Below are 20,551 nucleotides of genomic sequence, written 5' to 3' on the forward strand. Positions count from 1 at the left end.
GGCAGATTGATGTCAAAAGTTGATAAAAACCTGAAAAAAAGAGAAAAAAATCTAAAAACCCTGATTTTCCTTTGTTTTAGCCTTGTTAGTCAAGATTGTAATGGATACCATTAGAAATAAGGTTTTTGTAGGCTCATACGGCTAAGCCGTTAGTGCGTCATGGACATTCAACTTATCAATATCGGTTTTGGTAACATCGTGTCTGCCAACCGAGTCGTTGCCATTGTCAGTCCTGAGTCTGCCCCGATTAAGCGGATCATTAGTGATGCGCGCGATAGGGGCCAGTTGATTGACGCTACTTACGGTCGTCGAACGCGGGCCGTGATTATTACTGATTCCAGCCACGTTATCCTTTCGGCAATTCAGCCGGAAACCGTCGCCCATCGCTTTGTCATCAGTAAAGACGGTCAGAGCGTCAGTTAATTTTTTTCCACGATCTCTATTCCCGCTTGGATCGCCGGGTTTATTTGTGTCTAACCAGTGCACATCCTACCGCACATCTGGGAACCTTGTAACAATTCTATACAGAATTGGGTTCAGAACCTTTATAATCCCAGAGAAGATGTGGATAAGGATGTTTAAAGGGATAGCGGGTGTATGCAAAGCGGGAAACTGATTGTGCTGACTGGGCCGAGTGGCGTGGGCAAAGGAACTTTGTTGCGCTCATTGCTAAAGCGTCATCCTGAACTGTATCTGTCGGTATCTGTGACCACTCGCGCCCCTCGCAAGGGCGAGATTAATGGCAAACATTATTATTTCATTGACCGGCACCAATTTGAGCAACTGGTCGCGGCGGGCGACTTGCTGGAGTGGGCTGAGTTTGCGGGTAATTATTACGGAACCTTGCGCCGGCAAGTAGAAACTCATCTGCAGCACGGTGAATGGGTGGTACTCGAAATTGAGCTAGAAGGGGCAAGACAAATCAGGCAGACATTTCCTCAAGCGCTGCAATTGTTTATTCTGCCGCCCTCAGTCGATACCTTAGAAACTCGCATTCGCCAGCGGGGACAAGATTCGGAAGAAGCGATTGCAAGGCGTCTTAACCGCGCAGTTGACGAAATTGCCGCTGCCGATGAATTTGATATCAAGATTGTCAATGACGAGTTAGAAAAAACCTTAGAAAACATTGAGGCAGCTTTGTTTGCAACCGTGTAAGTATTTGGACATAAAAGTTGTCCTCATCAACCCCCACCTGTTGCCGTCCCCCAAGCTTGGGGGACTACAGGGGGTTTATTTAATTACGGTTATCTACTTATAACTTCGGGCTAATGTTTTCCCTAAAAGAGGATGAAATGAGTTAAGAAAAGTATGTTTAGGCAATTAAAATATTGCTTAACTTTTTTGTCGCATGATGATATTTGCATCAAAGATTTATGCTATTAATGGCAAATTTTTAGTTTCTCATAGCAAAACAATGACCTGAGCTGTCTTTATATGAATTACAAAATAAAGCATTACGGGGCACTATGCACGCACTTTTTTTTTGATGTACGGTATGCCCGCCGTCACATTATGTATCGCAGAAACTCGAAATTAAAGAATATTAGTTTAGCTAAGGAAATTGTATAAATAAGCCATATTTCTTTTGTAAATTAGGTAGCACATTTGGCTGTCTACATTCAGCTACTGACGATCAGCTATCGCTCAAAATAGCTAAAATGGAAGAAATTGGTGCAGCCCTTGCCTTGCCGCTAAGCTTAAGAATGGATGCAACCATTTTTTAACTTAAGCATTTTCAAATAGGTTATATGGTCAATTATAGTAATGTTAAAAGGATGTAAAGACACCGCACTGTATTGTCTTTACATCCTTTTGTACGCAACTGAAAATCACTGTAGATACATTTGCCCTAGGTTCGGCCAAACGCAATGAAGTTTGGGTATCCCTGATGATATTGATAAAAAACAGCAAGTTGGTTCTTCGTCATGGCGAAGGCCCCGCCCTCATGCATCGGATCTGCAACAATGTAGTTTCCATCCGATGTTTTGCCTAGAATTGCATTCCAGTGATTGGTAGAGCCACTACCCACTCTGTTCGGAAACTGTTGACGCCACGCATCAGTTAGCTGTCCATAAGATATAACAGGCTTCCCTGTAGCGAGGCTCCGATCAAGATTATCCCATCCAGTTAATTGTTCAGGAATACCCCCTGAGTTTCGGATGCCGTTTTTAATGTGATCAAAAGAACTGACTACTTGATCTTGATCCAGCACGTTCACGCCTTCTCTGACACCGTTAGAGTAGCCAAACATCAGAGAGCGTGCATGGTCAATACTGGTTTCAATGCTGATATTAGCCTGCTCAAAACCGAACATTTTGCGGATCATAGCTAAGCTAGCAGGGCCACAATTTGCACTGCCACCTGGCCCATTAGGATTATACGTTGGGTTCCAGTATTGAAGTTTAAAGAAGTTGTTCGCTTGTTGTGCGCTACTTGGCAAGCTGTTGGTCTTCTCCCAAGAGAGGTCTAAGTAAGCATCACCGGCTCCTTCATACTGGTGGAAATGCAAATCGTATCGACCGGCTGGCAACCGGGCTGTGATTTCCTGGTGTGCCCCGTAAGCTTGTGTCCACTGATTGGCTGATGTAACGTTAAACCACTGGCCTGTTCCTTGATTCTTTGCAAGAATTTCGAACCCATCATCGCCTCTGACTCGGAACTTATAGGGACTGCCATCAAAATCTGCCCAGGTGTAAGCTCGCATCGCAAAGAAGTCGTGCGGTAAGCGATTGCCATCATTATTAGGGGCATTAGAACCCCAGTTGACATTAATTCCTTTCTTGCCATCACTACGAGTATTAGAACCGAGATTAATTGTGCCAATTGCATTGGGATTATTTATATCTCCTTGCCAGAAATTCGTAGGAGGTGCACTTCCTTGACTGGTATTCCAAGAGTAGACTGTTGCCTTCCACTGACTCGATTCGCTGACTATATCTTGGAACTTAGTTGCAGGGATAATGTTGAAGTTTAAAGCTGCTGCGCCACCACGCTCGTGGTATTCAACTGTAATTGGTAAAGTCTCCCCATTTGAGCGGAAATAGCCTGAATTAGTAGCAAAGGGCTGATCGACCCATTTATCAATGACGCTTTGATTGCCGATCCGCACTCGGATACCATCATCAGCTTGAGTTTTAATTTGATACAGACCAGGCGCTAAATAACGCTGAGTTGTGATTCGAGCGGAAAAGTTGTCGGCAGGAGTATTGCTAGGAGCGCCACTGCCCCAGTTGCGAGCAAAACTTTGACTGCCATCCCCCAAGTTCTCCCTAAAAACAGGGCTACCACTTAAGCTGAGGTTATTGAAATATTCAGCCTTCCAGTGATTTGTAGGGATCTGCAATGACACGTTCAGATTGTAGTTGGTAACGGCACTACCATTAGGCAAAACTCGAAGATAGTAAGTGCCTGCATTTAAATTGGTGATGATAGATTCAGCAGTGATGCCGGTGTTGGTAGAACTCCGAATCAGGCTGCCACTGCTGTTGAGTAGCTGCACATTTGCATCTGCCTGCAAGCCATTTAAGGACAAGTTGACTTGGCGGGTATCATTTAAAGAGATTCGGTAGTAATCGTTAAGGTCAGTACCCCCGATAGACGCCCCCGATATTCCTGTCGAGAAGACCCCATTCATGTCAACACCACCAGAAAAGTTCTGAGCTGTATTCAGAGTGTCATTCCCATCACTCGGTGGTGTCGCTCTCAAACTCAAGTTATAATTAGTGTTGGCACTGCCATAGGGAAAAACCCGCACATAGTAGGTGCCGGCATTTAAGCTACTACTAATTGACTCGGTGGTAGTTCCACCGGCGGCTGACGCCTGTATTACATTGCCATAGATGTTAAGTAAGTGCACATCCGCATCGGCGCTTAACCCATTAACCGTAAGGTTAAAATTGCTGGTGTTATTGATGTTGAATTTGTAGTAATCGTTGGTGTCTGTTGTGCCTACCCAATCACTATAGGTTTGAGTGCTGCTGAGAGTGCCAATGTTACGAGCGAGGCTAAGGCTATTGTCCTGCTCTATCTGAATTTCTGTCCCATCTAAGGTGATAATTGCCGTATCATCTTCAGCCTTTAACGCTAAAAGTCCCGACGCATCTAACTTCTCGCCTTGAACAACTGCTGCAAAAATCTCACCCTCATCACCGGCAGCATCTTTGGCATTGATCCGTGAATCGATGTAATGCCCAATCTCTTCAAGTACCACACTTGTAACTGCTTCTGGATTGACAGCGTTTTGGGCGATAAACTCACTCGATAAATAAATTGTGTTCGTCACACTGGCAAATGCCCCATTCGCCCCATTAATCTCGCTACTGGAGAGAATAACGGTTGCCGTGATTGCATTACCTTGAGCCAGCTCTTGAAATAATTCTTTTGCTTCTTCGGCATCCCAATTTGTACCAAAAGCAAGATTCATTTTGGTATTGAAATCTGGGTCACTTGCTAAAGCCTGGATGTGGTTAGAAGCGCTGGTAAAAGCTTGCTCTAGGGCCGGAGAAAGAGCTTTCCCTGTCAATGAATCAACTGATAATGTTTCAGGTTTACTGATAGAGTTGCTGTCTAACGACGTGAGAAATGCACTGTCATTAGGTAGTAACTTGTCAGACGGAAAAAAGCATTCATCTGAACCTAGCCACGGAGTTTCCCAATCAATTTTCTTAGAAGATGCTCCCCCACTCAGAAAATTTTGAATGGCTGATTCGGGCGTGATTAGATCGCTAGACTGGGCGTTGTTACTCCCGACATTGAAGGAAGCGTTAGCAGATACTTCCTCTCGATTGCTCGCGTACGGATTCAAGTAATCTTCAAACATGGCGATGTATTTATTTGTCTCAAGAACTTAACTACTGAAACGATTTAAATGCTGATTTCGGTAGATGTTATTTTTCAAGTCGTTTGATAATAAATTAAGAGATGGTGAGTAAAATATACTTCCGTACATTTACTGAATACTTTGTATAGTCGCAAAATCTTTATAAAAGCGTTTAAATAATTAAAGATATTGTAAAGGTGAGGAAAAAAGCTCCTTTTGTGGTTTGTAAAGCCTTTTATGCTATGTAGCAACTTGGTATATTTTCGAGATCGCTTTCACCGACGCCAGAAGTTCAATCGGCTAATACCGGCATCTAATAGCTTCCAAATCGCAAAAACAGTTGCTAGCTTTGAAAAATATATGATTGAGAGAATCTGAGAGCTGATTTATAAAGGAAAGCTAAAGGACTGCTAGAGTAAGTTTGAGAAAATTTTAGGCTAGATACAGTTAAACAGTGGCATTGCTAATGAATCGATTACCTGAAATCGCTAATCGTCTACGAAAACCATATCAAGCGTGACCTCAGTGATGGGGAGTGGGAAATATTGAAGCCGCTGTTGCCTAAACCGAAAGGCTTTGGACATCAGCGTGGAAGTTGATTTCAGAGAAATTCTCAATGGCATATTCTACGTGCACCGAACGGGATGCCAATGGGAAATGATGCCCCACGATTTGCCTCCGTACAGCACAGTGTACAACTACTTCCAGAAGTGGCAGCGCAAAGGGAGCTGGCAAGTTATTCACGACCAAGTTCGCCAGCAAATGCGAACAGAATTAGGTAGAGACGAACAATAGACCTCTTGCGGAATTCAAAGAAATGAGTTAAATCAGAAAAGTAATTGAGTCATAACTAGACAGCGCTCAATGAGATATAAACAAGCTTTGCAAGCTTCACCATCTGACTTTAAACGGATGTATGGGGTAAGGAGAGAAACATTCTGGCATATAGTCCAAGTCGTACAGGCTGCTAAGCAAGAAAGTCGCGGTCGTTATGCCAAACTCTCAATACCCGACCAAATATTGTTGACATTACAGTAAGGCGCGAAAGTACAGAACCCTATTTCATATTGGCGGGGATTGGGGAATTCACGAATCAACAGCACAACGCACAGTTAAGAGAATTGAAGAGATGTTAATTAAATCCCAGAAATTTAGCCTGCCGAGTCAAAGAGAACTCGGCAAGCCAACAACCGAGATGGAAGTCGTGGTGATGGATGTATCCGAAACAGAGATTGAGCGTCCTAAAAAAACAGAAACAGTATTACAGTGGCAAGCAACAGTGTCATAGGCTGAAGATGCAACTGCTAATTAATCAAATCACTCAAGAAATAATTTGTGTAGCCATAGACAAAGGAAGAAAGCATGACTTCCGAATATATAAATAAAGAAAGTCAAATTCAAATTTCCCAAGAGATAGAGATAATCGCTGACAAAGGATATCAAGGACTTAATCGCTATCACGCTAAAAGTCGAATGACCTATAAAAAGCCTAAAAAAGGTCAGTCAACTGAAGAACAAAAGCAAGAGAATAGAAATCATGCTAGGGTCAGAATAAAAGTTGAGCATGTGATTCGATTTTAAAAAATCTTTAGGATATTGTCTAGTCGATATCGGAATCGCCGTCAACGGTTTGGGCTGCGAGCCAACCTGATTGCTGGAGTTTACAACTATGAACTCAAAATGGCTAGACAGTCTTCATTCCGCAAGAGGTCTATTGTTAAGCCCGCTAAGTCCAAGAATCTTTGTAACTTTCTGCGCCGGCCTTCACAAGTTATTCACAGTGGAAAGACTCTCGCTATCGTTTCTAATCTGACTTCTTTTTCGGCTTGAATGATGTTGATTAGTATTAACAACATCAGGAACTGGGCGCGGCCCAGTTGCTTCTCGAGATGCTCGTGATAAAATTGCATTAGTATTTTTTTGATTTTTGGGTTTGCTTGTCACTATAGCTGACCCATCTTTTTTTTGTTGACCTAGCTCTTATCCTTTCTCTGCCAAGGTTTCAGCTTTCTTGTTACCCCCCCCAAAATTCAGAGATCAGCGAAGCGATGATTTATGGTTCTTTAATTCGTCTGATGCTCAGGCAATTAGCTGCTTAAGATTTACTTTATAAATCAGCTCTTAGCTGCTAATTCGACCTCAGGAATCAACCCATCAATTAGAAAACGACTTTTCAGGGGAAAATTTCAGTTTGCTAGATGTTGAGGTGACTTAGCAAACTCAAAAAAATTATTAAAAATAGAAATATTCTTGGCAATGTTTCCTGGCTCTGAGCTAAATAATTAGCAAGCAAGCTGTACCTTACTTATAGCACAGCTTGCTTGCCAATTATTTATGCTCAAATTAAATGCAGTGCTGTTAAAACGTAACCCTCAATTTTGCGACTAGCTTAAGCCACTTCCGCTACTTTGATCTCTGCCAATTCTTTCTTGGCAGGAGTCGCGCTACAGATCAAGCGCTCTAGTTGCTGTACTCGCTGATTCCGCTGGGCAACCATTGAAGAGAGATCCGGCATTTCTTGCCAGCAGTGAGAGCAAAACCAGTAAACGCCATTATTACGAGCGTGGCGGAGTAGTTGGTTAGAGCAGCAAGGACAAGCGTTCATAATATTTTAAACCAGTTTAGAAATCGAGCAATGATTGAGTCAAAAATTAACTGAGTGCTGTACTTAACCCTAAAAGCTCTGAAAAGTGACATCTGTTTTAGGGAAAGTCTTTTTCAACCGAGACGGCCTTCTTTGGGGATGTAGAATCGCTCTAGACGCAGTAGGAACAGGACGATGAATAACTGAACGATCCAAGGGGATGAGGCAAAACCCCAAAAGAAACACACAACGGCAGTTAAGGCAGCGAGAGTAAAAGAAAGGTCTTTAGAGGTTCGCAGATAAACCCAGCCGGCGAAGAAGGCGATGGTCAGTAAAAGTAAATAAGAATATGGCAACCTCTTCACCTCCATGTATGCTAGCCAGTGGTTAGAACTGAACTGCTTTAATAAAAAGATTAGAACTTAACTGTGAAGAACTTGTGAAGGCTAAGATTTTTTTTTACCGGCACTTCAACTTCACTAACTAACGGCAAAGCTTGCCCCAACGGTGTTTTCTCAATCAAGGTAAACGCTAAGCCGTTTTTTGTAACAAAAACATTACTGAGAGATAAGCGTGTGCTACCAATGTGTCCTCTGATACCAATATAGGGTGATAATCGGCGATCCCAAAGCCGAAGTCATACCGTTACCGTAAGCAAGTTAAGCAGTTTAGGGGGATACGCCGGCACTCAAATTCTCGATTCGTTCGGTTTGCTTTGACTTCAAAACCGGCTTGTTACGAGCTAACCAACCCCTTTAACACTTCTTCACAAACTGCGGAATATACGGATATCCTTAACAATTAATTCGGAATTTGCGGCTTGTGGTTGTTCTGAGTGTTCCCGTAATTGCTGTAGCTTTTTTGGTTAAAGAGAAACCCGACAAGCCGCAGAATCATCACCCATAAGATCAGCAACAAAACCTTAATTAAGCAGGCTAAACAATTTAGCGCGATGTGTCGGCAGTCATCGCCACAATTGATTCAAATCACTTTGACTTAAACTTCATTAGCTACCAGCTAAGACACGGGTCTTAACACTTCTTTACAAAATGCGGAAAATACTGAGATCACTTAATCTAAAATTCCGGATTGACAGCCGCAGTTTTTGTCAATTGTGGCGTAACTACTTTTGCCATTTTGGGTGAGACTCCATGCCAAACAGAATCATGACCGATGAGATGCGCGACGACAAAACGCCTGACGAGGTAGTTGTCCGCGCACAGCCGCGCCAGCCTGTTACAGATCCCACCCTGGGCATTTCCGTTTCAGTCAATCGAGAAGGCACCCCCCAACACCGGCTTGTGACAATTGGCGACTCCCTAACACATGGCTTTCAAAGTGGGGCCATATTTAATACAAACCTCTCCTACCCCGCCATCATTGCCTGGGAAATGGACTGGGACGAGCAATTCCGTCACCCATTGCCCTATAGCGGCTGGGGGGGATTGCCTTTTAACATGGAAGCGCTGATTCGCCGGTTAGAACAACAGTTTGGCGACAAGCTGGACTGGTGGGAATTAGCCGGTGCTGTGTTTTCAGTACATCAATATATGGCTGATGTCGAAGAGTGGTGGGAACGCGGTCCCGGTTCTCGCATTCCTAACCAAAAAGGAATTAACCACAACTTGGCAGTTTACGGCTGGGATTTGCGCGATACTCTTTCGCGCAACGCAGATATCTGCCGGCAACTCCTCCAAGAACCCAAAGATAATTTGTTTCGCCAGATTGTCGAGAATGCCAACGAACGCGCCGCCTTGTACGTTTTGGACTCAGCACGAGACCCTCAAGGCAAGGCACTCACGCCCCTAGAAGCGGCAGCAGAACTGGGCAAAGACGGAACCCACGAAACCGGCACCGGCGACGGCATCGAAACGCTGATTATCTTCCTGGGCGCTAACAATGCTTTGAGCAGTGTTATTCAACTGAAGGTGGCGTGGAGCCAGGATGGTTATGACGATTTGGATCGCAAACAACAGTTTACTGTCTGGAATCCGATTCACTTTAAAAAAGAGCTAGACGAAGTTGTTGCCCAAGTCAAAAAGATCAAGGCTCGGCACGTTATTCTGACAACCGTTCCCCATGTCACGATTATCCCCCTTGCCCGTGGTGTGGGCGAGAAGGTGGCACCGGGTTCTCGATATTTCCCTCACTACACTCGCCCCTGGATTAGTGATCGAGATTTCAATCCCAAAGATCACCCGTGCATTACTGAACTGGAGGCGAGGGCAGTTGATAGCGCGATTGATCAATATAATGAAGCGATTACGGAAGCGGTACGTGGTGCCCGCAAGGACGGCTTAGATTGGTATCTTTTTGATGCTGCCGGCATCATGGATCGCTTAGCTTACCGGCGCTATATTGATGACCCCTTAGCCAGACCTGAGTGGTGGACTCCCTATGAGCTGCCTGCTGAGCTGCAAGCGCTTTCACCTGTGCCGAATTCTCGCTTTTTTACTTCAGAGGTGGTTGCCGGCCAAGCGGTTCGCACTAATGGCGGCTTATTCTCGCTTGATGGTATTCACCCAACAACGATTGGCTATGGAATATTAGCCCAAGAATTTATTAACATCATGCAGCAAGCCGGTGTGAAATTTTATCTGGGGGATGGCCGTACTGAGCGAAATGGGCCGGTTCGGGTAGACTTCAAGCGGTTAATTGCCCTGGATACACTTATTTCTGACCCACCGCGATCACTTTCCAATCAATTGGATTTAATAGGTTGGCTTGACCAACGATTGAAAATATTTAGTCGTTTGTTAAGGCGGGGTGCTTGACTTGGGGGTTGTGGGCTAAGGGTGATCGGGAATTCTGAAGAAAAACAGAATTCTTGCAAAAACCGGCATTGGGGGAGAGTGCATTCAATTCAGGCAAAACCGGCTTTGAAATTAATTCGTTTACTTCACAATTCTCTATTCTCTCTTCCCCATGCCTCAGTTGTGGTGAATTCCCCCGACACAAGCCCGATTTTCTATTTCCAAGCCTTATGTCATCGCTGAAATTCCCCAGCGCACTCCCTCAAATAAATAGTAGCCGCCAATTAGAATCAGCACTACGCTGGCAAAACGAATGATGGTTTGAGAGTGGTTGAGTAAAAAGCGGGTTTGTTTGACAAAACCTGTGAAGAGACTGGCAAAGAAAATAATTGCTGTATAACCCAGTGAATAACTGATCATCATCAGTGTGCTTAAAACTTGGGAACCTGTTGCGCCGCCGGCACTGAGAACGGCAAACATAACCGGACTGGTGCAGGGAGAACTTAACAGTGCGAAGGTTAACCCGACACCATAAGGGCCGGCAATTGGTAATTTAAAATCAATTTGGGGTAAAGGCAGAGGCACAATGCCGGCTAAATTTAGCCCCATCAGCACAATAATTGCACCCACTGCAATTTGGATATAACCCCGAAAGTAAATCATCACCGCCCCAGCAAAGGAAGAAAATAACCCAAATAAGCTGAGAATGGTGACGACGCCTAAAACAAATGAGCCGGCTTTAATAAAGGCATCCCAACGAGAGGTAATTTCGCGGGTGCCGATGTAGCTGAGATTAACCGGCAGTAAGGATAAAATGCAGGGCGAGATACTCGCAATCAGTCCGCCGGCAAAGGCTAAGGGGATTAAAACGAATGGGTTATTTGTTACCTGAGACTCAAACCATCCCTGATAACTTTCGGCTACGCCGAAAACGAAATTCTCAAAAGGTTCGGATAAAAACCGCAAGTTGAGCCGACTGAGAATCAGAACCAGTAAAACTGTTCCCCCAAACAGTAACCCTAACATTATGATTTTTGAATGATTGCTTTTAGGGAAGTTTTGGGTAAACCATTTGGTGCGATTCATTTTTATTTTAGAGTTTAAATTGCAGATAAAGTTAAATTTGGTAAAATCAATAAATCAGTTGATTTTGAGTGAACTCAATCAATGATAAATCACCAAAATTTAACCTAAAAAATTGCAGTAGATTATAAAGTCAATTGGTAAAGTTGCGTGGCCCTTTATAGCCGGAATAATCTGCAAGTGCCTCCAAACGAAGTCCGCCGGGAGGGTATAAATAACCGTTGATTTCCCAAGTGGGGAAAGCTCTAATATTCGCTTGCCGGCACACGTCAGTTTGAGGGTTTTTGCCGGCAGGATCGCACTCAATATAATTGATTTGGCTGGCTGCTTCTGATCCAAAGCGATAAAGCTGCCTCTCACAGGTTGAACACCAGTAAGTGCCATACATTTTAGCGCCTGTTTGTTTGAGATGTAGGGCTAAAGCCAGTTTCCCGGGAATAGCACTGGTTTTTGTTTTTTGTTTAGCCGTGTTCAAGTTGCGTTGATATTCTGCTACCTTTTTCTGCGCCTGGGCTTTTTTGGGATGGGTTGCCGGTACAGCTTTCATCTGCGTGATTGCTGCTTGCCACTTGCTAGAAACCAACTTCCAATCATCCGGAGATTGAGCAGTTTGCGAGAGGGTTGCCGCGCTCAAGGCTGTATCTTGCGCCCATTCAAATGGATCGGCACCGTTTGGTAAGGCAGTTTGAGCAGTTTGAGTCTTCGGTGCCGGTTTCGCCGGCGCAGATGATTTAGGTGGGGGTGCGGCTTGTGGGGGTGGGGCTGCCGGTGGAGTTGGAGGCGGTGCCGGTTCGCCACATCCAGCCACCAGTAACAGCAGCGCGATCGCTGTCGTACGGATGGTGATGGCACGTAGGCTGAGTAATTGGGCTTGCAGGGTTCTCATAGAGGAAGATGCTTGGCTTTTCCGAAAGGCTCGTCTTCAGTTTTAGCCTGAGAACTCCCTTAAGCGTGAGAATATCAATACTTTTTTATAATTGCGCCCTCAATCTACTATTTTTGCAATGCGCCGGCTCACTTCAGCCTGTAAAAATGGCCGGCACTTCCCCTTCTTCAATTATTCAATTGCATTTACCACTACCAAGGCTTGATTTAAAACCTCAGAAGCTTGGGCTGCTTGTTGATTTTCAGTTAAAGACTTAGCCATGTAAACTAAAATTCTTCCTTTGTCTAAGGTATTTGGGATTTTTTGGGCAACTTGTAACGCGCGTTCGACTTGTCCGGATGCAGCTAGCGACGAAGATATACTGCCAAATAATCCGTGTCTAGTCGCATCATTCTTCTGGGAATTTGCTATCTGCAAAGCCCGTTCGACTTGCCCCAATGAAGTTAATTTAGAAACGAGGAAACTTAACAACCGAGATTGAGCAAAAGAATCAATCTCAAGCGTTTTTATCACTTGTGAAACTTTTTCAGCTTGGGCAGATGACGTTAAGTTGAAAATGATTTGACTGAACAATTCAGTTTTCAGGGAAGCAATGGAAGAATCGACCTTGATGGTTTGCACCACCTCCAACGCCTGTTCAACTTTTCCGGCTTTTAGCAAGTTCCTAGCGATGCTAGACAGTACCCAAGGTTGACGAAATTCAGTAAGTGTTTTTACCAATTGCAAGGCGCGGTCAGTCTGTCCTAAGTCTGCCCTTTTTTCAACGATCATACGCAGCAGATCGAATTTGCGATCTTCATTATGAATGGTTTGTACGAGTTGTAAAGATTGGGAGAAAAACGCCTCGCTTTGCTTTTCGTCACCGGCTTTGGCGTGCAAGCCGGCTAATTGAATCAATACCTGAGCTTTTGCATCGTTATCTGGTATCGTTTGCGCGACTTGTAAAGCATGGCTAAGGTGTCCTAATGATGCCATTGAACTTGCAATGCCATGCAACACAGGGCTTTTTCCATAAGGAGTTGTGATCATTCCTGCGATCTGCAAGGCGCTATTAATTTGTGCAGCTTCAACAAATTTAACAGCAATATCTCTCAACACCCCAGAGTTGCCGGTTTCATTATTATAGGTTTTGGCTAGTTGAAAAGCCTGCTCAAAGTTTTGCGTTTCAACTAACTTAGCACCAATTTTACTCACCGCATGAGCTTGCCAAGATTCAACAGAACTGCTTTGTGCAAGCTGTAAGGCTTTATCAAAGTTTCCCATTGCAGCTAATATTACAGCAATGTCGCTTAATACACGGGCTTTCTCCATTTCGTCTGAAATGGATTGTGCTGCTTGAATTGCGCGATCAGTTTGTCCTGCTTTTGCTAGCTGGATAACAACCAGCTCCAAGGCATTGCTTTTTAGAGAGTTATGTTTGATGCTTTGTGTGACTTCCAAGGCTTGATCGAGTTTTTTATCCTCTGCTAAGTTAGTGGCGATTGAATGTAATGCTGAGGCTGTGTCAATGTTACTTCTAATCATTTGTGCAACTTGCAAGGCTTGCTCAAATTTTCTGGCTTTTGCCAATTCGGAGGCAAGCTGACTCAGCATCCGGGGTTTGATGGTAATATGCGAGACGGATTGTGCGAAGTTTAAAGCCCGCTCATATTTTCCCGTTTTAACTAAGTGAGCGGCGATTTCTGAAAAGCTGTGAACCATTGGACCGGCAACCATTTTTCTGAGAAATTTATCTTGGATATTTGGTTGATGTTGCAAAGATTGAGCGAGAAGTTGCAATGCTTGCTCTGTTCTTCCCACTGCTACTAGCTTGGAAGCAATGTAACTCAATACCGCAGCTTTCTGATAGGGATCTGAGATGGTTTCTATGATCTGCAAAGATTGAGAAAACAGTTTTTCAGCTTGCTGTGTTTGTTGGAGAGAGATAAACAGGATGCCGGTTTCAGCCAAGAGGGCGGCTTTTGAGGCAAGCTTATTAAAGACGAGTAACTTCTCTTGTTCAGGACTAGGACTGAATGATAAGGCAGGGAGATTTGATGAGATGCCGAGAGTTGTGAGAAAAGGGTGAGGGATGAAGGTCGCAAAAAGGGTGATCAGGACGAGGAGGGTTTTTTGAATTCGCATAGTTTCCAGGGGAATAAATGGTTGATTTTGTGCCGGCACACACCGACGATTAACTATTCACCCCTGCCGGTTTCATTTCCATAAAAAATCAGACAGCCGGTTTCATCATTCAATCGGATTTACTACGCAATTTCGGCAAACGCCTTCATGGCATAAGCTAGGCAACTCATTAAAGTAGCGATACGTTTACATCTACATCAAGCAATTACTTTTGTTTTTCCTGATGCACCTCATTTTGACTTGCGCTTCACTACAATTTACAAATCACAATCCAGCGCATTGAGAAGCCAAAAGCACCTTTCCGTTGGAAAACCTGTCAGCTTTCCTCTCATCAAAGCAGAAACTTTTAGCTGGTCAATTCTAAGCAATTCCGCCGCTTTAGTTTGAGTGAGGTGGCGTTCAAGTAAAAATGAATGTTGAATACTTCTGCACTCGCCTGAAACACCCCTTAAGATCAAAGGTGAAGAAATACTTCGGGGTTGGAGCTATATGAAACGCATCGTTTTGATTGCTGGGTTTGAATCGTTCAACACCGGCTTATACCGGCAAGCGGCGAAACTGGCAACTGCTCGCTGTCCAGATTTGGATATTCGGGTATTTAGTGATCGTGACATCTCCAGCCAACCAGAGGTGATCGCAACGGCTTTGCAAGAGGCGGATGTATTCTTTGGTAGCCTGCTATTTGATTACGATCAGGTGCTTTGGCTGCGTGATCGCACGCAACATATCCCCATTCGCTTAGTATTTGAGTCGGCGCTGGAATTGATGAGCTTGACGCAGATCGGGGCGTTCAAAATTGGGGATAAACCCAAGGGAATGCCGAAGCCGGTTAAGTTTATTTTGGACAAATTTAGCAATGGCAAAGAGGAAGATAAACTTGCGGGATATATTAGCTTTTTAAAGACAGGGCCAAAACTTTTAAAATATGTGCCGGTGCAAAAAGTTCAAGACTTACGCAACTGGTTGATTATTTATGGTTATTGGAATGCCGGCGGTTCTGAAAATGTGGCCTCTATGTTTTGGACGTTGGCAGAGAAATATTTGGGGTTAAAGGTTGGGGAAATTCCGCTGCCGGTGGAAACTCCAAACATGGGATTATTGCATCCAAATTATCCCGGTTATTTTGAATCACCCCGTCACTATTTAGAGTGGTATCAGCAGAGAGCCAAAGAGCAAGAATCTACCCAATGCCCAATCCCCGATGCCCGATGCCCCATTGTTGGTATTTTATTATATCGCAAACACGTTATTACAAAACAGCCTTATATTCCCCAAATGATCCGTCATTTTGAAGCAGCAGGATTAATTCCTTTGCCAATATTTATTAATGGTGTTGAAGGTCATGTTGCGGTTAGAGATTGGATCACAACCGCTTATGAAACGGAACAGCGCCGGCAGGGTAATAATGAGACGTTATCTTTATCTAAGGATGCCGTAGAAGTCGATGCAATTGTTTCTACAATTGGCTTTCCTTTAGTTGGGGGTCCTGCCGGTTCAATGGAAGCGGGCCGGCAAGTGGAAGTTGCGAAGCGTATTCTGTCTGCTAAAAATGTACCCTACATTGTTGCGGCACCTTTATTAATTCAAGATATTCACTCTTGGACTCGCAAAGGAGTTGGAGGATTGCAAAGTGTTGTTTTATATGCTCTACCCGAATTAGATGGGGCAATTGATACGGTTCCGCTTGGGGGTTTAGTCGGAGAAGATATTTATTTGGTTCCGGAACGGTTGGAACGTTTAACCGGCAGATTAAAATGCTGGATTGAATTAAGAAAAACAAAGCCAGAAAATCGGCGAATTGCCATCATTTTATATGGGTTCCCGCCTGGATATGGTGCAACCGGCACTGCAGCTTTATTAAATGTGCCGAAATCGCTTCTGAAGTTCCTTCACGCACTCAAAGAACAAGGTTACAGCGTTGGAGAATTACCCGAAAATGGGGAAGAATTAATCCGTTGGGTGAAAGAGGCGGATGAAGGAACCACTGATGCACAAAGATTAACACAGATGGAAAGTCAAGATATTGGCGTTGAGCAGCGTCTATCTGCGGTTAATACTGTTAATGTTAAAACTTTAGAGGAATGGTTAGGGTATCTGCTTAAAACCCGCATTGAGAAGCAGTGGCAATCTCTGACAGGTGCCGGCATCAAAACTGATGGAGATGAATTTCAGATTGGGGGTGTGCAGTTGGGGAATGTTTGGATTGGGGTGCAGCCTCCTTTAGGGGTTGCCGGTGATCCCATGCGGTTAATGTTTGAGCGGGATTTAACGCCACACCCTCAATATGCTGCGTTCTATAAATGGCTGCAAAACGATTTTAATGCCCATGCAGTTGTTCACTTCGGAATGCACGGCACAGTTGAATGGTTGCCCGGATCTCCTCTGGGAAACACCGGCTATTCTTGGTCAGATATTCTCTTAGGAAACTTACCGAATCTCTATATTTATGCAGCGAATAACCCCTCGGAATCAATTTTAGCAAAACGTCGCGGTTACGGGGTCTTAATTTCGCATAACGTCCCGCCATACGGACGTGCCGGCTTGTATAAAGAATTAATGACTCTCAGAGATTTAATTTCCGAATACCGAGAAGATCCGCAGAAAAACTCTGCATTGCAAGAAGCAATTTGCAAGAAAATTATAGATGCCGGCGTTGAAGCAGATTGTCCCTTTGAAGATGCCAAAAAATTTGGGATTGCTTTCACACCAGAAAATGCAAGGATGTTCAGTAAAGAAGCACTTTCACAGTATTTTGTCAAGATTTATGAATACCTACAAATTGTAGAACAACGGCTGTTTTCCTCTGGTTTGCACACCTTTGGAGAACCGCCGAATGAAGAAGCCTTAAAATCCTATCTTAATGCTTACTTTGGAGAAGATAACTCAGGAGATGCTATAAAGACTGCCGGCTCCAAAAATGGCAATTCGTCAACAAATGGGGGTGCAATTGAAAAACTAGAAGCCGCTTTCAAAATTCAAACTTTACTCGCACAAACGACAGATGAATTAACCAATCTTTTACGGGGATTAAATGGTGAATATATCCCCCCGGCACCGGGCGGTGATTTGTTACGAGATGGCCCTGGTGTGCTACCAACAGGGCGCAATATTCATGCTTTAGATCCTTATCGGATGCCCTCGCCGGCAGCTTATGAGCGCGGTCGAGAAATTGCCCAAAAAATTATTGCCCAGCATTTGCAAGAAAATGGCAAATATCCCGAAACAGTTGCCGTCATGCTATGGGGATTGGATGCGATTAAAACCAAGGGAGAATCCCTGGGAATTTTGCTAGAATTAGTTGGAGCGGAACCTGTGAAAGAAGGCACAGGGCGAATTGTTTGCTATCAGTTAAAGCCCTTATTAGAAGTGGGTCATCCCCGCATTGACGTTTTAGCAAATCTGTCGGGAATTTTCCGAGATAGCTTTGTCAATATTATTGAATTGCTGGATGATTTATTTCAACGTGCTGCTGATGCAGATGAACCGGAAGAACAGAATTTTATCCGCAAACACGCTTTATCTTTAAAAGCGCAAGGCGTAGAAAATGCCTCAGCGCGATTGTTTTCTAATCCTGCCGGTGATTTTGGTTCGCTTGTCAATGAGCGCGTTACAGATGGGAATTGGGAATCTGGGGAAGAATTGGGAAATACTTGGCAAGATCGCAATGTTTTCAGTTACGGGCGTAAAGATAAAGGTGAAGCGCGGCGAGAAGTGCTGAATGAACTGTTAAAAACCAGTGATCGGATTGTTCAAGAAATTGATTCCGTTGAATACGGTTTAACCGACATTCAAGAATATTATGCAAATACCGGCGCGTTAAAACGGGCAGCCGAAAAACAAAGTGGGAAAAAAGTAACCGCTAGTTTTGTCGAAAGCTTTTCTAAAGACACCACCCCGCGCAATTTAGACGATTTGTTACGTTTGGAATATCGCACTAAATTGCTCAATCCAAAATGGGCGGAAGCAATGGCAAATCAAGGCAGTGGCGGCGCTTATGAAATCTCTCAACGAATGACCGCATTAATTGGATGGGCCGGCACCGCAGATTTTACCGATTCATGGGTTTATAATCAGGCAGCAGATACCTACGCTTTTGATCCAGAAATGGCGAATAAATTGCGAGAAGCAAATCCAGAAGCATTCCGCAATATTGTAGGACGAATGTTAGAAGCAAATGGGCGAGGTTTCTGGCAGCCAGAAGCCGAAAAATTACAAAAGCTGCGCGAATTATATGAGCAATCCGATGCAGAAATTGAAGGAGTGCCGGTGTAAAGAATACGATAAACCTGAAAGTTGACGTATCAAAATAAGCAATAGCAGATTTCTACCAAAAATAGCTGATTGTAGAATTTGCCCTCTTTGGTTCGATCCTGCAAGATAACTTTCGCCTAGATAGTGCTGTTGAGCTTGGTTGAAGAAAAGCCGGCGCAGAAAATAGCAGACACAACAAAATAAACTTTAGACTGGTGTTCGTAGTCTTGAATTGACCGCCCTCACCAGATGTCCGCTCAATTTTACCGTTCATCCATTCCCCAGATTACCGTTAAAGAACTTGCCCACCGGCTGTTGTCAGACACCACCGACAACCTGCAACTGTTAGATGTGCGCGAACCGTCCGAAGTTGCAATCGCTCACCTAGAAGGTTTTCACAACCTCCCTTTGAGTGAATTTGCCGAATGGTCAGGCGAAATCCCCACCCGCCTTGATCCCCATGCCGAAACCCTCGTACTCTGCCACCACGGGGTTCGCTCCGCTCAAATGTGCCAGTGGTTGATGTCGCAGGGTTTCACCAATGTCAAAAACGTGGTGGGGGGAATTGATGCCTACTCACTTGAGGTCGATCCGGCCATTCCCGCGTACTAATTGACGCAGTTGGGAGGCTGGCACTTGGCTGCATTTGCTATCTCTTTAGCAACCAGCTGAGTGCAACCCTCTAATATCTGTTATCTTAAATCCACTCACGCTGATTCACTCACCCCTGCTGAGCTGAATAAGTCCATTGGGTTAAAGGTAGCAAATGCGGGTAAACGAACCCAGCCGCCAATCGCCCTACCGGGAAAGATATCTGGCTGATTGCAGGCTTCCTTAAGTATCATTTAAATCGATCATTGCAAATTTTTTTTTAAACCCTAATTAAATTCGCCATCTGCGGAAATGTGTGTGCAAGTGAATCTGACAGATCGACAACAACATATACTTTGGGCGACAGTACGGCATTACATTGCAACTGCAGAGCCGGTTGGTTCAAAAGCATTGGTTGATGAGTATAATCTCAGCGTCAGCCCAGCAACGATTCGCTCTTGCTTAGGCTACTTAGAAAAAGCCGGTTTACTTTATCAACCGCACACCTCTGCCGGTCGGGTGCCCTCTGACTCTGGCTACCGCATTTATGTTGACCAGCTAATCAAGCCTTCCGAGGCGCTGACACGCAATGTGGAACATTTACTCAGCGTGCGGCTGAACGGGGAAGATAGAAGTTTGGAAGCCTTGCTGCGCGGGGCAGCACAACTGCTATCGACCCTCACCGGATACATTACCCTCGTCACCATGCCCCAGACGAGTACCAGCCGGCTGCGACATCTCCAGCTGGTGATGGTCGATCCAAAACGGGTAATGCTGATTGTAGTGACGGATGCTTACGAAACGCACTCAGCGTTAATGGAACTCCCGATGCCGGCAGACGACGAACCACTCGATCCCGAACCGATCGAACGCGAACTTCAAATTCTGTCAAACTTTTTAAACAGTCAGTTGCGGGAACGTCCCCTAACCGAACTCTCACAACTTGATTTGAGTGAATTAGACCGGCAATTCCAACGCTATGCCGATTTCTTAACCTCCTTGCTGGCAGATTTAACTCGCCGCCGACAGACTCCAACCTTCACCCGAATTCTAATTAGCGGTGTGGCGGAAGTGTTGCGTCAGCCAGAGTTTTCCGAGTTAAACCAAATCCAGACATTGATGCAACTGCTGGAAGAAGAACAGGAACAATTGTGGCCGCTGATTTTTGAATCATCCGCCTCTGAAACCACCGGCAAGCGGGTAAATGTGCGGATTGGCGCAGAAAATCCCTTAGAATCGATTCGCGGCTGCACTCTGATTTCCTCCACTTATCGCCGGGGTTCAGTGCCGGTGGGCAGTGTCGGCGTCTTAGGGCCAACCCGAATGGTGTATGAGAATGCGATCGCAATGGTAGAAGCCGCCGCTGATTATCTCTCAGATGCCTTAACTCAGCCGGCTTAAATCGAAATCACTTCCACCGTGCCGGTTGTAAAATAGCCGGCAACCCCTTTATCTAGCAA

Annotated in this window: 14 protein-coding genes and 1 pseudogene; 8 read left to right on the forward strand and 7 right to left on the reverse strand. The window is 44.6% G+C overall.

Translation table 11 applies throughout. From position 1 onward, the window contains the following. Positions 1-159 precede the first annotated feature (159 nt). Together remA and gmk are read left to right on the forward strand one after the other, a co-directional pair. Positions 160-423, forward strand: a complete 264-nt coding sequence (gene remA, locus H6F56_RS06740) for an extracellular matrix/biofilm regulator RemA (protein WP_190666130.1) — start codon at positions 160-162, stop codon at positions 421-423. Between the two features lie 174 nt (positions 424-597). Further along, positions 598-1,155, forward strand: coding sequence for a guanylate kinase (gmk, locus tag H6F56_RS06745; protein ID WP_190666132.1), 558 nt, complete (start codon positions 598-600; stop codon positions 1,153-1,155). Between the two features lie 694 nt (positions 1,156-1,849). On the opposite strand, the gene H6F56_RS06750 is transcribed toward gmk, so the two are convergent. Further along, positions 1,850-4,819, reverse strand: a complete 2,970-nt coding sequence (locus tag H6F56_RS06750) for a pre-peptidase C-terminal domain-containing protein (RefSeq protein ID WP_190666134.1) — start codon at positions 4,817-4,819, stop codon at positions 1,850-1,852. Positions 4,820-5,407: 588 nt separating this feature from the next. Between H6F56_RS06750 and H6F56_RS25755 the strand changes: the two genes are divergently transcribed. Together H6F56_RS25755 and H6F56_RS06760 are read left to right on the forward strand one after the other, a co-directional pair. Beyond that, complete coding sequence (locus H6F56_RS25755) at positions 5,408-5,614, forward strand: transposase (protein WP_199312623.1); 207 nt, start codon at positions 5,408-5,410, stop codon at positions 5,612-5,614. Between the two features lie 69 nt (positions 5,615-5,683). Then, a pseudogene (locus tag H6F56_RS06760) lies at positions 5,684-6,496 on the forward strand (IS5 family transposase); the annotation flags it as partial. Between the two features lie 712 nt (positions 6,497-7,208). On the opposite strand, the gene H6F56_RS06765 reads toward H6F56_RS06760, so the two are convergent. After that, entirely contained in the window at positions 7,209-7,424 is a 216-nt protein-coding gene (locus H6F56_RS06765; protein WP_190666136.1) for a hypothetical protein, read from the reverse strand. 113 nt (positions 7,425-7,537) lie between these two features. Beyond that, entirely contained in the window at positions 7,538-7,768 is a 231-nt protein-coding gene (locus tag H6F56_RS06770) for a hypothetical protein (protein WP_309236461.1), read from the reverse strand. Between the two features lie 786 nt (positions 7,769-8,554). Here H6F56_RS06770 and H6F56_RS06775 point away from each other — a divergent pair. Beyond that, a complete protein-coding gene (locus H6F56_RS06775) occupies positions 8,555-10,177 on the forward strand; it encodes a hypothetical protein (protein WP_190666140.1) in 1,623 nt (540 codons plus the stop codon). Between the two features lie 207 nt (positions 10,178-10,384). Here H6F56_RS06775 and H6F56_RS06780 read toward each other — a convergent pair whose 3' ends face one another. The 4 genes from H6F56_RS06780 to H6F56_RS26775 form a co-directional block, all read right to left on the reverse strand. Further along, on the reverse strand, positions 10,385-11,242 hold the full coding sequence (locus H6F56_RS06780) for a cytochrome c biogenesis CcdA family protein (RefSeq protein WP_190666142.1): 858 nt from the start codon (positions 11,240-11,242) through the stop codon (positions 10,385-10,387). 130 nt (positions 11,243-11,372) lie between these two features. Further along, on the reverse strand, positions 11,373-12,125 hold the full coding sequence (locus tag H6F56_RS06785) for a hypothetical protein (RefSeq protein ID WP_190666144.1): 753 nt from the start codon (positions 12,123-12,125) through the stop codon (positions 11,373-11,375). A gap of 171 nt (positions 12,126-12,296) precedes the next feature. Next, complete coding sequence (locus H6F56_RS06790) at positions 12,297-14,249, reverse strand: tetratricopeptide repeat protein (protein ID WP_190666147.1); 1,953 nt, start codon at positions 14,247-14,249, stop codon at positions 12,297-12,299. A gap of 257 nt (positions 14,250-14,506) precedes the next feature. Further along, entirely contained in the window at positions 14,507-14,707 is a 201-nt protein-coding gene (locus H6F56_RS26775) for an XRE family transcriptional regulator (protein WP_199312624.1), read from the reverse strand. A gap of 31 nt (positions 14,708-14,738) precedes the next feature. On the opposite strand from H6F56_RS26775, the gene bchH reads away from it, so the two are divergent. From bchH to hrcA, 3 genes are all read left to right on the forward strand, one after another. Further along, positions 14,739-18,521, forward strand: a complete 3,783-nt coding sequence (gene bchH, locus H6F56_RS06800) for a magnesium chelatase subunit H (RefSeq protein WP_190666148.1) — start codon at positions 14,739-14,741, stop codon at positions 18,519-18,521. Between the two features lie 228 nt (positions 18,522-18,749). Continuing rightward, positions 18,750-19,112, forward strand: a complete 363-nt coding sequence (locus tag H6F56_RS06805; RefSeq protein ID WP_190666150.1) for a rhodanese-like domain-containing protein — start codon at positions 18,750-18,752, stop codon at positions 19,110-19,112. A gap of 297 nt (positions 19,113-19,409) precedes the next feature. After that, positions 19,410-20,492: a heat-inducible transcriptional repressor HrcA gene (hrcA, locus tag H6F56_RS06810; protein ID WP_309236467.1), complete on the forward strand. Its 1,083-nt coding sequence runs from the start codon at positions 19,410-19,412 to the stop codon at positions 20,490-20,492. Positions 20,493-20,551 lie beyond the last annotated feature (59 nt).

The organism is Microcoleus sp. FACHB-672, from assembly GCF_014695725.1.
Taxonomy (GTDB): domain Bacteria; phylum Cyanobacteriota; class Cyanobacteriia; order Cyanobacteriales; family Oscillatoriaceae; genus FACHB-68.